The sequence below is a fragment of the Pararhodobacter sp. CCB-MM2 genome (assembly GCF_001691415.1).
Taxonomy (GTDB): domain Bacteria; phylum Pseudomonadota; class Alphaproteobacteria; order Rhodobacterales; family Rhodobacteraceae; genus Pararhodobacter.
In genome coordinates, this window is record NZ_LRRR01000003.1 from 258,147 (window position 1) to 269,817 (window position 11,671).

Below are 11,671 nucleotides of genomic sequence, written 5' to 3' on the forward strand. Positions count from 1 at the left end.
CCTCAGTAGACCCGCGCCTTGGGCGCGATCTTCTTCAGTTCGATGCCGCCCTCATCCTGCGTGGTCAGCGGATCCAGCACGACCGGACGGTAGTCCAGACGCACGTCGTTACCGTTGACCCACGACAGGGTGTGCTTGCGCCAGTTGACGTCGTCGCGGTCCGGATAATCCTCGTGGGCATGGGCGCCACGCGATTCCTTGCGGGCCTCGGCGCCGACGATGGTCGACAGCGCGCAGGGCATCAGGTTCTCCAGCTCCAGCGTTTCCATCAGATCCGAGTTCCAGACCAGCGAGCGGTCCGTCACCTTCACATCCGGCATCTTCGCCGCCACGGCCTTCATCTTCTCGACGCCTTCCGCCAGCGTCTTGTCGGTGCGGAAGACGGCCGCGTCGGCCTGCATGGTCTTCTGCATTTCCAGACGCAGCTCGGCCGTCGGGATCGCGCCATTGGCGTTGCGCAGGCGGTCGAAGCGCTCCAGCGCCTTGTCGACGGCGGCCTTGGTGGTGTCGCGGTTCTTGGACGCCGGGTCGACGATCTCGCCGGCGCGAATCGCGGCGGCGCGGCCGAAGACCACGAGGTCGATCAGCGAGTTCGAGCCCAGGCGGTTCGCGCCATGCACCGAGGCGCAACCGGCCTCGCCGACGGCCATCAGGCCGGGCGCGGTGCGGGTCGGGTTCTCGGCATCGGCGTTGAGCACTTCACCCCAATAGTTCGTCGGAATGCCGCCCATGTTGTAATGGACCGTCGGCAGAACCGGGATCGGTTCCTTGTTGACGTCCACGCCAGCGAAGATGCGCGCCGATTCCGAGATGCCCGGCAGGCGCAGATGCAGCGTTTCCGGCGGCAGGTGGTTCAGGTGCAGGTGGATGTGATCCTTGTTCGGACCGACGCCGCGGCCCTCCCGGATCTCCATCGTCATGCAGCGCGAGACCACGTCCCGCGAGGCCAGATCCTTGTAGGTCGGCGCATAGCGTTCCATGAACCGCTCGCCTTCCGAGTTGGTCAGATAACCACCCTCGCCGCGCGCGCCTTCGGTGATCAGGCAGCCGGCGCCGTAGATGCCGGTCGGGTGGAACTGCACGAATTCCATGTCCTGCAGGGGCAGGCCGGCGCGCGCGACCATGCCGTTGCCGTCGCCGGTGCAGGTATGGGCCGAGGTTGCCGAGAAATAGGCGCGGCCGTAACCGCCGGTGGCCAGCACGACCATCTTGGCGTTGAACTGGTGCAGCGTGCCGTCATCCAGTTTCCACGCCAGAACGCCGGTGCATTCGCCGTCATCCGACATCAGCAGATCGATGGCGAAATACTCGATGTAGAACTGCGCCTTTTCCTTCAGCGAGCGGCCATAGAGCGTGTGCAGGATGGCGTGGCCGGTGCGGTCTGCCGCGGCGCAGGTGCGCTGCACGGGGGGGCCTTCACCGAATTCGGTGGTGTGGCCACCGAAGGGACGCTGGTAGATCTTGCCTTCCTCGGTCCGCGAGAAGGGCACGCCGTAATGCTCCAGCTCGTAGACAGCGGCGGGGGCCGAGCGCGCGAGGTATTCCATCGCGTCGGTGTCACCCAGCCAGTCCGACCCCTTCACGGTGTCGTACATATGCCACTGCCAGCTATCCGGGCCCATATTGCCCAGCGAGGCGGCGATGCCCCCCTGCGCGGCCACGGTGTGCGAGCGGGTCGGGAACACCTTGGTGATGCAGGCGGTCTTCAGGCCCTGTTCGGCCATGCCCAGCGTGGCACGCAGGCCCGCGCCGCCGGCGCCGACCACGACCACGTCGAAGGTGTGTTGTTCGATGTTATATGCGGTCATTCTTCGGTCCTCAGGCGCTGAACAGGATCTTGGCGATGGCGAGAACGCCCGCCGCCCCCAGCGCGAAGCTGAGCAGTTTGTTCAGGAGCAGCAGCACCAGACGGGTGCCGCCGTGCGTGTAATCCTCGATCACCACCTGCATGCCGATGGCGAAGTGCCAGGCGGCGACGAACAGGAACAGCGCGGCGGTCAGGGCGTTGCCGAAGGACGAATAGGTGGCGACCAGCGCCTCGTATCCGCCACCCAGCGCCTTGCCGAAGGGGATCAGGAACAGGATGGTCAGCGGCACGAGGGCGATCGAGGTCACGCGCTGCATCCAGAAATGGTGCACGCCTTCGCCCGCCCGGCCCAGGCCTGCGACGCGGTTGTAATCGGTCTTGTAGCTCATCGGATGCTCCCTCAGACCAGCAGCAGGGTCAGCACGGTCAGCACCACCGAGGCGCCGATCACATACCAGTTCGTCTTGACCACGGTCGGCAGGTCGAAGCCCTTGCCGAGGTCGAAGAAGAAGTGGCGGATGCCGTTGGCGAAATGGAACCACAGCGCCCAGAGGGCGGCGATCAACACGATCTTGCCCAGCAGGCTGCTGAGGAGGCCATCGGCCACAGCGAAATATTCCGGCGAATAGGCGCCTGCGACGAACCACCAGACGATCAGCAGGGCGGCGCCACCAAGGGCGACACCGGTGATACGGGTCATGATGGAGATCTTGGCCACCAGCGGCAGGCGGTACACCTGCAAATGCGGGGAAAGCGGCCGGTTGCCCCGGTTCACGTCTGCCATGGGTATCCCTCTCTTCTTGGCGCGCCCGGCGCCGGAGGGTTCACGACTTCGCCCCCCTTGCGGCCGGCTGGCTTGCCGATTGCATAGCGGATTTTTCCGCCAAGTCACGCAGCCAATTGCCGCAATACGTCGTGAAACCGTCGGAATGGTGAAAAAAGCCGTCATTGTGATCACGGTTTTTGGCGCTGTGATCACAAGTGCGCGGTGCTCTGCCTTCGTGCTGGGCGGAAGTGTCGTCGAGGTCTGCACGGGCGGGATCTGGGTTTCGGGCACCCTGTCAGACTGCGCCGAACTCCGGACGGGCTATCCGTTTGGCTAATTCAGGGGTCAAAGGTTAACGGATCGCCGGGGCATTCCGTTAATTAAGATTCGCGGGCCCTACGATGGGCCGTTTGACTCCGAATCGAGAACAATCCAAGCAAATCAAGGGTTATTGGGGTGGAGTTGTGAGGGCAATTTACAACCATGACGTGATTTAGACAGGGTCTTGCCACAAAAATGTCCCAATCATGCCACGCCTCGGCCTCAAGTCGCCTAACTTTGGTTAAAATCTCTGGGCAAACATTAACGCATCAGCAATCCTAGCCTGGCTGGGCCCGCCTGCGAAGGGCAACGGCGCTTAACGATGATATGAGGTAGAGTATGACGCAGACCCTTTCCCGGGCCGCCACGGCAGCCGCACCGCAATCCGCCGTCTCGACCATCCAGTCCATGGTTCTCCGCCCCGACCAGCAGGCCGACGCCCGCTGGCTCAAGCGCACGGGCCGCACGCGTGAGGAATGGGCCGCCCTGTGGCAGGCCACCTTGCTGGGCGATTCCCGTCAGCTGGAGCTGGCCTTCGCGCGCCTTTGGACCCGCCCGACCGATGAGACCCCGCATATCGATGTCGCGATTCAGGCCGATCTCGATCGCCGCGCGATCTACGACTACATGCTCGCCAGCTTCCGGGCGACCTTCCCGACCGACATGATCGGTCAGGATCTGGTCGAAGCCCGGTTCGAAACCTGGCTGCAGGAGCCCTTCGGCACGACCGGCAAAAGCGCCGCCGCGTTCCTGCGTGCGCAGATCCAGACCCGTCTGACGCAAAAGGTGGTCGAGGCGATCTCCTGATCGCCCCATACCGTCAGATCGGCATCAACGCCCAATAATCGAGGTCCAACAGGACCTCGTTTTCGTATTTGCCCTCGGCATTGCGCAGCGCCGTCCCGGTCCCCGAGGTCGCCACCAGCCGCAGCCGGATCGCACCGACGCCCGGCACGGCGGTTTCGGCCTTGTCCAGAACCTCGGACCAAGCGCGTACGGTGGTGCCGCTGAAACAGGGGTTGGCATGCGCACCGCCGTTGATGGCGACGATCATCTGCGCATTGGCGAGGCCGTTGAAGGACAGCGCCCGCGCCAGACTGATGACATGCCCGCCATAGATCAGCCGCTGGCCATCCGGCCGGTTGGTCGCGTCGAAATGCACCTTGGCGGTGTTTTGCCACAGGCGGGTGGCCAGCATGTGCTCGGCTTCCTCGACGGTGACGCCATCGACATGCTCGATGATCTCGCCGATGGCGTAATCGCACAGCCGATAGGGCTCGCCGGCCAGCTCGGCGTCATAGCCGTCGAAGGTCAGCCCCTCAGGCACCACCAGCTCGGCGGCCGGGACGACCTTGGCCAGATCGGGAACCACCACCTCCGGCGCCGGCGCGTCGAGGTCCTTCTTCCGGACCATCACCCAGCGGACATATTCCAGCACGGCCTCGCCGTCTTGATTGACGCCCGTGGTGCGGACATAGACCACGCCCGACTTGCCGTTGGAATTCTGCTTCAGCCCGATCACTTCCGAGGAAGACGACAGCGTGTCGCCCAGATAGACCGGCTTCAGGAAGCGCCCCTCGGCATAGCCCAGATTGGCCACGGCATTCAGGCTGATATCCGGCACCGTCTTGCCGAACACGGTATGGAAGACAATGAGATCATCCAGCGGGCTCTCCGGCAGACCGCAAGCCCGCGCGAACTCGTCCGAAGAATACAGTGCCCCACGCGCCGGATAGAGCGCGTGATACAGCGCCCGCTCCCCGCCCGAGAGCGTGCGCGGCACCGCATGCCGGATCACCTGCCCAACCGCATAATCTTCGAAAAACCGCCCCGGATTGGTCTTCACGCCGCGCCCCTCATCTTTACTCTAGAAATATCCCACGGGGGTCCGGGGGTGTGAAACCCCCGGTCCCGCCGCCTGTCACTGCTCGCCCAGCTTGGTCTCGGGCGTGTAGGTTCCCGGCGCGTCCTTCACGACGGCTTGCGCGCAGCGCATCACCCCCTTTGCGGTGTCGAAGGTATAGGCGGGCGAGCCATGCAGCTCCCATCCCTTGTTCAGGGCCGCCGTCACCTTATGGCAGAAGGCCGAGGTGTCGTCCTCGGTCAGCAATCGATACAGTTTCATTGTCGTCTCCCGTTCAACCGAAGGGCCAGGGGCCGATCATCCCGTGGATCCAGCCCACGGCGCCCATCACCAGAACCGCACCGACAACCGCGCCGATTTCCTTCCCGGTCGAGGCCTTGCCGCCCAGCGGTGCCCAAGCTTCCTGACGGTTGATCAGCGCGACCTCGGCCTGTGCCCAGACCAGAAGCCCGCCGAACAGGATGAAGGACGCTAGATCGCCGTTCACCATCAGGTGGGCAATCGCCCAAAGGCGCACGCCCCACAGCTGCGGATGCCGGATATAACGCGCGGCGGCGGTCTTCATGCCGGCGGCGGCGAACAGGTAGAAGGCCAGCAACATCAGCAGGTTGTTGACATGGCGCAGGGCGTTCGACTCAGGCCAGACCGGGTCATAGGGCGCCCAGCGATAGCCCAGCACCATCAGCACGATCCCCGCGAACGAGGCCAGCGCCACCAGCCCCCGACCCTTGTCGCCAAAGCCGGCGCGGCTGGCCGGCGCGACGCGTTTCCACACATGGCTGCCTGACCAGGCCAGAAGGCCCAGAATAAGTAGCGCGTATCCCATCAGCTCATCGCTTTCTGCAAGTTTTCAATCGCCTCGGCGCGCGCGAGCGTCTGCCGGGCGGTCTCAATATGCAGGTTCTCGACGATCTTGCCATCCACCACCGCGACGCCGAGGCCTTTGGCCGTGGCCTCGTCGAAAGCGGCGATCTGGCGGCGGGCGAGGTCGATGGCCGCCGCGTCGGGCGCGAAGACCTCGTTGGCGATGGCCAGCTGGGCGGGATGGATCAGTGTCTTGCCGTCAAAGCCCAGATCGCGGCCTTGTTCGCATTCGCCGCGCAGGCCCTCGTCATCCTTGAAGGCATTATAGACGCCGTCGATGGCGATGATCCCGGCGGCGCGGGCGGCCATCAGGCAGGTCTGAAGCGCGTATTGCATCGGCAGCCGGTCGGCGCGGAAACGGCAGCCCAGCTCCTTGGCCAGATCGTTGGTGCCCATCACGAAACCCGCCATGCGCGGGGCCTTGGCGATGGCGGCGGCGTTCAGGATACCCTCGGGCGTTTCCATCATCGCCCAGATCCGGGTGTCGGCCGTGTCCGCGCGGGCATCGAGCTTCGCGGCCAGTGCCTCGATATCCGCGGCCGAGTTCACCTTGGGCAGCAGCACCGCCTCCGGTTTTGCCAGCGAGATCACCTCCAGATCGCGCTCGGCCCAGTCGGTATCGAAGCCGTTCAGCCGCACCAGCTTGGCGCGCGGCCCGAAATCCATCGAGGCGAGGGCACTGGCCAGCGTCTCGCGCGCATTGGCCTTCTCGTCGACGGCCACGGCATCTTCCAGATCGAAGATGATGGCATCGGTCGCCAGTCCGCGGGCCTTCTCCAGCGCGCGCTCCTTCGAGCCGGGAATATAGAGGGCAGAGCGGAAGGGGCGGGTGTCCATCGAAGCGGCCATGGGAATCTCCCGTCAAGTCGGCGTGAAACAATCTTGCGCACTAACCACCAAATTCGGTCACAAATGGCAAGTGTTAAAATTCTGCATCGCAGAAGAACGCGGGGTCCGAGGGAAATTCACCATGCTGGCGCAGCATTCCATGGACCAGTCAGGAGGGATCCCATGCGTTTCATGCTTGCCGCCATCGCCACCATTCTCAGCGTCCAATCCGCGGCCGCCCAGCAGCTTCCTTGCGCCAACCGCGAGAGGGTGCTGGGCTTCGTCATCGACCAGCGGGGCGAAACCCGTCTGGCGACCGGCGACGCCATGCGCGGCGCTACGATCGAGCTTTATGCGGGCGAGTCGGGCTCGTGGACGATGCTGCTGAACCTGCCGGACGGGCGGTCCTGCCTGCTGGCCAATGGCGAGAATTTCGCGGCCACCGGCGAGCTGCAACCCGCGCGCGGCAACCCGGCGTAAACCACGCCGGTCAGAATCCATCGCCGACAGCGCAAACAGCGTCATATTCCGTCGCGCTGCAGTGCCGCGAGGCTTGCACGACGTCGGGAAGGGTCTTAGTCAGGTCGCGAAACAACAACCACCTGACCGGAGATACCCATGGCCAGACCCAAAATCGCGCTGATCGGCGCGGGCCAGATCGGCGGCACGCTCGCCCATCTCGCCGCGATCAAGGAACTCGGTGATGTCGTGCTGTTCGACATCTCCGAGGGCACCCCGCAGGGCAAGGCGCTCGACATCGCCGAGAGCGGTCCGTCGGAAGGGTTCGACGGCAGCTTCAAGGGCACCAATGATTATGCCGACATCGCGGGCGCCGATGTCTGCATCGTCACCGCCGGTGTGCCGCGCAAGCCGGGCATGTCGCGCGACGACCTGCTGGGCATCAACCTGAAGGTCATGAAATCGGTCGGCGAAGGCATCAAGGCCCACGCCCCGAACGCCTTCGTGATCTGCATCACCAACCCGCTGGACGCCATGGTCTGGGCGCTGCAGCAATTCTCGGGCCTGCCGGCCGAGAAGGTTGTCGGCATGGCCGGCGTGCTGGATTCGGCCCGCTTCCGCCACTTCCTCGCCACCGAGTTCAATGTCTCGATGCGTGACGTCACTGCCTTCGTGCTGGGTGGCCACGGCGACACCATGGTGCCGCTGACCCGCTACTCAACCGTTGCCGGTATCCCGCTGCCGGATCTGGTCCAGATGGGCTGGACCACGCAGGAGCGTCTGGACGCCATCGTGCAGCGCACCCGTGACGGCGGCGCCGAGATCGTCGGCCTGCTGAAAACCGGTTCGGCCTTCTACGCCCCGGCGACCTCGGCCATCGAGATGGCGGAAGCCTATCTGAAGGACCAGAAGCGTCTGCTGCCCTGCGCCGCCTATGTGGACGGTGCGCTGGGTCTGAACGGCATGTATGTCGGCGTGCCGACGATCATCGGTGCCGGCGGCATCGAGCGCATCGTCGACATCAAGCTGAACGCCGACGAGCAAGTGATGTTCGACAAGTCGGTCGCCGCCGTGAAGGGCCTCGTCGAGGCTTGCAAAGGCATCGACCCCTCGCTGGCCTGAGCCATCGCGATCTGAGACCTGAGCGCGCGTCCCGAGAGGGGCGCGCGTTTTTCGTTGCGCTCTCAACCCTTCGTCTGTCTCATGGCCGCAGCAGAAGGGAAGGGAGGCCCGAAGCCAGATGTCGAATGCCCCCGTGGTCGAGATCGACCTCGCCGAGTTCTGGGCCGATCCCTATCCGACCCTGAAGCGCCTGCGCGCCGAGGCCCCGATCGCCTTTGTCCCCCAGTTGGGTGCTACGCTGATGACACGGCGCGACACGGTCTTCACGCAGGAGAAGCGGATCGAGGTGTTTTCCTCGGATCAGCCGGGCGGGTTGATGACCGTGCTCATGGGCCAGAACATGATGCGCAAGGATGGCGCCGCGCATCAGGCCGAGCGCAAGGCGATCTTCCCGACGGTCTCGCCGAAGACCGTGCGCGATACGTGGAGGGCCCAGTTCCGGGCCTTTACCGGGGACATCCTGACTGAGCTGAAGCCGCAGGGGCAGGCGGACATGCTGCGCGACGTGGCGACGCGGATCTCGGGCGAGGCGCTGAAGGTGATCACCGGGCTCACACAGATCTCGTGGCGGGATATGGACCGGGTCTCGCAGGGGATGATGGACGGGATCGCCAATTACGCGGGCGACGAGGCCATCGAGGCGCGCTGCCATGCCGCGACCGCTGATATCGACCGTTATATAGACGAGAGGATGCCGGAACTGGCCGTGGCCCCGGATGCGTCCCTGCTGTCGGTGCAGATGCAGGCCGGTTTGGACGATGCGCAGATCAGGGCCAACGTGAAGCTGGCGATTTCTGGCGGGCAGAACGAGCCGCGCGACGTGATCGCTGGTCTGGCCTGGGCGCTGCTGACCCATCCTGAACAGCTGGCGCTGGTGCGCGAAGGGCAGGTGAGCTGGCTCGCTGCCTTCGAGGAATACGCCCGCTGGATCGCCCCCGTCGCCATGTCGCCGCGCCGTGTTGCGCAGCGGGCCGAGGTCGAGGGCGTGAGTTTCGAACCCGAGGACCGGGTGTTCCTGATGTTCTCTTCGGCGAACCGCGATGAGGAGGTCTTCGCCCGCCCGGATGTGTTCGACGTGACGCAGGATTCGGGGCCGTCGGTGGCCTTCGGCGCGGGGCCGCATTTCTGCGCCGGGGCCTGGGCCTCGCGCTGCCTGATCGCCGAGGTGGCGATGCCGATGATCTTCGGCGCGCTGCCGGGGCTGCGGTTGGCAGGCGAGGTGCCCTTCGGCGGCTGGGCTTTCCGGGGCCCGCTGACGATGCCGGTCGCCTGGGATGTCTGAAGGGGGAGGTGGGTTGAAAACCCACCCTACGGGCGCCTGCGACCTTGGGTCCCGTTGAGCCCGGTGCCCGATCCTGCGCTGATGGCGGCCGGAGGTGCCTCATGCCCGTGACCCTGCCTGCCCGACTACCGAATCCGCTGCGCCTTGTCGCGCCGCCCGATCGGCTCGACTTCTTCGATACTCGCTCGATGGAACTGCCGCGCCCGATGACCCCGTTGCAGGCGTGGCAACATCTGACCGCCCGCCCGCTGCCCGGCTTCGCCCTCGCCTTCCGGCTCCGCGATGCGATCTCGGGCCTGTTCGGCGTCAAGCAGCTTGGCGGCTTCAAGGGGCGGTTGCCCGACAGCGTTGCGCCCGGCGACCGGCTGGAGTTCTTTCTGGTGGAGGAGGTCGCCCCCGGCCTCATGGTGCTGACCGAGCGCGACCGGCACCTCGATGTCATGACCACGATCACCGTCGAGGACCGCCGGCTTTCGGTCACCTCCTCGGTCGTCACGCACAATGTCTTCGGGCGTCTCTATATGCTGCCCGTCGCGCCCGCCCATCGTTTGATCGTTCGACTGATGATGTGGCGCGCCCCGAAGGGCTGATTCTTGACTTCGCCTCCCGCCCCGGGCCTGATCCGCGGCAGGAGGCCCTCATGACCGATTTCACCAAAGAACTTGCCGACCGCCTGGTGCGCTATTGTGCCATCGACAGCCAGTCGGATGCCGACAGCCCCTCGTCCCCCTCGACCGCGATCCAGCTGGACATGCAGCACCTGCTGGTGGCCGAGCTGACCGAGATGGGCGCACAGGATGTGACCCTGACCGAGTATGGCGCCGTCCTCGCCACCATCCCGGGCACGGCCGAGGGGCCGACCGTCGGCTTCCTTGCGCATGTGGATACCGCACCACAGTTCAACGCCTCGGGCGTGAAGCCGCGGATCATCAAGGGCTATAACGGTGGCGCCATCAGCTATCCGGACGACCCGGCCCTGTCGCTGAACCCCGAGGAGTTCCCCTATCTCGCTGAGAAGCTGGGCCATGACATCATCACCGCCTCGGGCCTGACGCTGCTGGGCGCCGATGACAAGGCCGGGGTGTCGATCCTGATGACCGCCGCCCGCCACATGCTGGCCAGCCCGGAGGTGAAGCGCCCGACCCTGCGGCTGGCCTTCACCCCGGACGAGGAGATCGGCCGCGGCGTCGATTCCCGCCTGCCCAAGGACCTCGGGGCCGACTTCGCCTATACATTCGATGGCGGGAAGGTCGGCGAGATCGAATATGAGACCTTCTCGGCCGATGGGGCTGTGGTGACGGTGAAGGGCGTCTCGATTCACCCCGGCTATGCCACCGGCAAACTGGTTAATGCGATTCACCTCGCCTCGACGATCATCCAGACGTTGCCGCAGGCGACGATGACGCCCGAGACGACGACCGAGCGTGAGGGCTTCATCCATGCCACGGATATGGAGGGCGGCTCCTCCGAGATGCGGATCAAGTTCATCATCCGGGATTTCGAACGGGAAGGGCTGGCCGAGAAAGGAGCGATTCTGCAGCAGGTATGCGCCGCCGTCGCTGCCACTGAACCGCGGGCCGAGATCACCTGCACGATTTCGCCCCAGTACCGGAACATGCGCTACTGGCTGGAATCGGACATGACCCCGGTCGATCTGGCCCGCGAGGCGGCCCGTGATCTGGGATTGGAACCCGAGTCGGTCCCGATCCGGGGGGGCACGGACGGTTCGCGACTCACCGAGATGGGGATTCCCTGTCCGAATCTGTTCACCGGGATGCAGAACATCCATGGCCCGCTGGAGTGGATCTCGGCCCAGGATATGCAGGTCGCCATGCAACTATGCTTGGCGCTTTCGGCCCGCGCAGCCCGTTCCTGAAGGGGGCTGCGGACAGGGGGTGTCGGGGGTGAAATCAGCATCTCGTGGCTGGGCCTCCGACACCCACAAAACAAGGGAAAAAGGGCAATCCCCCATTCCTTTCCGAAAAGTTATCATTTTTTATCAAAGGCTTGGCTGGAAAATACCGGTCCGTGTGACGAATTTTTGTCGGGCGGTGTTTTTTCCTCTTGCGGGTCCCGGCGGGAACCCCTAGATACCGCCTCACCGAAGCGGAGACGCTGAGGGACACGCCGAAAGCGACGCCGGAAACGGACCGAAGACGGGGTGGACAGGATGGGAAAGACGGCAGCGCAGCCGGAAGAGTTCGGAAGCGCCGCTGGAATTTTTGTCCTCTGCTTTTTGAAAATTTGGTGATGAAGGGATATGCGGGCGGTTTGGTTCGTTTCGATGGATCGGACGTCTGTATATCGGCTCACTAGGGTTTATTCCCGATGATGTGAGTGTCAGCTTCACTGTTTTGC

General features: G+C 64.7%; 13 protein-coding genes. 6 read left to right on the forward strand and 7 right to left on the reverse strand.

Going from position 1 to position 11,671, the window contains the following annotated elements:
- Window positions 1–2: 2 nt before the first annotated feature.
- The 3 genes from sdhA to sdhC are packed head-to-tail and all read right to left on the reverse strand — an operon-like array spanning window position 3 to window position 2,591.
- Window positions 3–1,808 (reverse strand): succinate dehydrogenase flavoprotein subunit, encoded by a 1,806-nt coding sequence (gene sdhA / locus BCY78_RS06105; protein WP_068299281.1) that lies wholly within the window; start codon window positions 1,806–1,808, stop codon window positions 3–5.
- Window positions 1,809–1,818: 10 nt separating this feature from the next.
- Window positions 1,819–2,196, reverse strand: a complete 378-nt coding sequence (gene sdhD, locus BCY78_RS06110) for a succinate dehydrogenase, hydrophobic membrane anchor protein (protein WP_068299284.1) — start codon at window positions 2,194–2,196, stop codon at window positions 1,819–1,821.
- A gap of 11 nt (window positions 2,197–2,207) precedes the next feature.
- Entirely contained in the window at window positions 2,208–2,591 is a 384-nt protein-coding gene (gene sdhC, locus BCY78_RS06115) for a succinate dehydrogenase, cytochrome b556 subunit (protein ID WP_068299288.1), read from the reverse strand.
- Window positions 2,592–3,233: 642 nt separating this feature from the next.
- On the opposite strand from sdhC, the gene BCY78_RS06120 reads away from it, so the two are divergent.
- Window positions 3,234–3,701: a hypothetical protein gene (locus tag BCY78_RS06120; protein ID WP_068299291.1), complete on the forward strand. Its 468-nt coding sequence runs from the start codon at window positions 3,234–3,236 to the stop codon at window positions 3,699–3,701.
- Between the two features lie 13 nt (window positions 3,702–3,714).
- Here the strand turns inward: BCY78_RS06120 and BCY78_RS06125 are convergent, their stop codons facing one another.
- From BCY78_RS06125 to BCY78_RS06140, 4 genes are all read right to left on the reverse strand, one after another.
- Window positions 3,715–4,740 carry a MaoC family dehydratase gene (locus BCY78_RS06125; RefSeq protein ID WP_068299294.1) on the reverse strand — a complete coding sequence of 342 codons (1,026 nt, stop codon included), beginning with the start codon at window positions 4,738–4,740 and terminating at the stop codon, window positions 3,715–3,717.
- A 75-nt stretch (window positions 4,741–4,815) separates the two neighbouring features.
- Window positions 4,816–5,019, reverse strand: coding sequence for a DUF1737 domain-containing protein (locus tag BCY78_RS06130; RefSeq protein WP_068299298.1), 204 nt, complete (start codon window positions 5,017–5,019; stop codon window positions 4,816–4,818).
- A 13-nt stretch (window positions 5,020–5,032) separates the two neighbouring features.
- Complete coding sequence (locus BCY78_RS06135) at window positions 5,033–5,584, reverse strand: NnrU family protein (protein ID WP_068299301.1); 552 nt, start codon at window positions 5,582–5,584, stop codon at window positions 5,033–5,035.
- Complete coding sequence (locus BCY78_RS06140) at window positions 5,584–6,471, reverse strand: CoA ester lyase (protein ID WP_369808692.1); 888 nt, start codon at window positions 6,469–6,471, stop codon at window positions 5,584–5,586. Before BCY78_RS06140 ends, BCY78_RS06135 begins: the two co-directional genes overlap by 1 nt.
- Before the next feature lie 162 nt (window positions 6,472–6,633).
- On the opposite strand from BCY78_RS06140, the gene BCY78_RS06145 reads away from it, so the two are divergent.
- The 5 genes from BCY78_RS06145 (at window position 6,634) to pepT (ending at window position 11,189) form a co-directional block, all read left to right on the forward strand.
- Window positions 6,634–6,930 carry a hypothetical protein gene (locus BCY78_RS06145; RefSeq protein WP_068299304.1) on the forward strand — a complete coding sequence of 99 codons (297 nt, stop codon included), beginning with the start codon at window positions 6,634–6,636 and terminating at the stop codon, window positions 6,928–6,930.
- A 138-nt stretch (window positions 6,931–7,068) separates the two neighbouring features.
- Window positions 7,069–8,031, forward strand: coding sequence for a malate dehydrogenase (gene mdh, locus BCY78_RS06150; protein ID WP_068299307.1), 963 nt, complete (start codon window positions 7,069–7,071; stop codon window positions 8,029–8,031).
- Between the two features lie 118 nt (window positions 8,032–8,149).
- On the forward strand, window positions 8,150–9,313 hold the full coding sequence (locus tag BCY78_RS06155; RefSeq protein WP_068299311.1) for a cytochrome P450: 1,164 nt from the start codon (window positions 8,150–8,152) through the stop codon (window positions 9,311–9,313).
- Between the two features lie 101 nt (window positions 9,314–9,414).
- A complete protein-coding gene (locus BCY78_RS06160) occupies window positions 9,415–9,903 on the forward strand; it encodes a DUF2867 domain-containing protein (RefSeq protein ID WP_068299314.1) in 489 nt (162 codons plus the stop codon).
- Window positions 9,904–9,953: 50 nt separating this feature from the next.
- The gene (gene pepT / locus BCY78_RS06165) at window positions 9,954–11,189 is read left to right on the forward strand and encodes a peptidase T (protein WP_068299317.1); all 1,236 of its coding nucleotides are present in this window, start codon (window positions 9,954–9,956) and stop codon (window positions 11,187–11,189) included.
- The last annotated feature ends 482 nt before the right edge of the window (window positions 11,190–11,671 follow it).

Coding starts and splice junctions, on each gene's coding strand:
- sdhA (WP_068299281.1), bottom strand. CDS start 1,808: ATGACCGCATATAACATCGAACAACACACCTTCGACGTGGTCGTGGTC.
- sdhD (WP_068299284.1), bottom strand. CDS start 2,196: ATGAGCTACAAGACCGATTACAACCGCGTCGCAGGCCTGGGCCGGGCG.
- sdhC (WP_068299288.1), bottom strand. CDS start 2,591: ATGGCAGACGTGAACCGGGGCAACCGGCCGCTTTCCCCGCATTTGCAG.
- BCY78_RS06120 (WP_068299291.1), top strand. CDS start 3,234: ATGACGCAGACCCTTTCCCGGGCCGCCACGGCAGCCGCACCGCAATCC.
- BCY78_RS06130 (WP_068299298.1), bottom strand. CDS start 5,019: ATGAAACTGTATCGATTGCTGACCGAGGACGACACCTCGGCCTTCTGC.
- BCY78_RS06135 (WP_068299301.1), bottom strand. CDS start 5,584: ATGGGATACGCGCTACTTATTCTGGGCCTTCTGGCCTGGTCAGGCAGC.
- BCY78_RS06140 (WP_369808692.1), bottom strand. CDS start 6,471: ATGGCCGCTTCGATGGACACCCGCCCCTTCCGCTCTGCCCTCTATATT.
- BCY78_RS06145 (WP_068299304.1), top strand. CDS start 6,634: ATGCGTTTCATGCTTGCCGCCATCGCCACCATTCTCAGCGTCCAATCC.
- mdh (WP_068299307.1), top strand. CDS start 7,069: ATGGCCAGACCCAAAATCGCGCTGATCGGCGCGGGCCAGATCGGCGGC.
- BCY78_RS06155 (WP_068299311.1), top strand. CDS start 8,150: ATGTCGAATGCCCCCGTGGTCGAGATCGACCTCGCCGAGTTCTGGGCC.
- BCY78_RS06160 (WP_068299314.1), top strand. CDS start 9,415: ATGCCCGTGACCCTGCCTGCCCGACTACCGAATCCGCTGCGCCTTGTC.
- pepT (WP_068299317.1), top strand. CDS start 9,954: ATGACCGATTTCACCAAAGAACTTGCCGACCGCCTGGTGCGCTATTGT.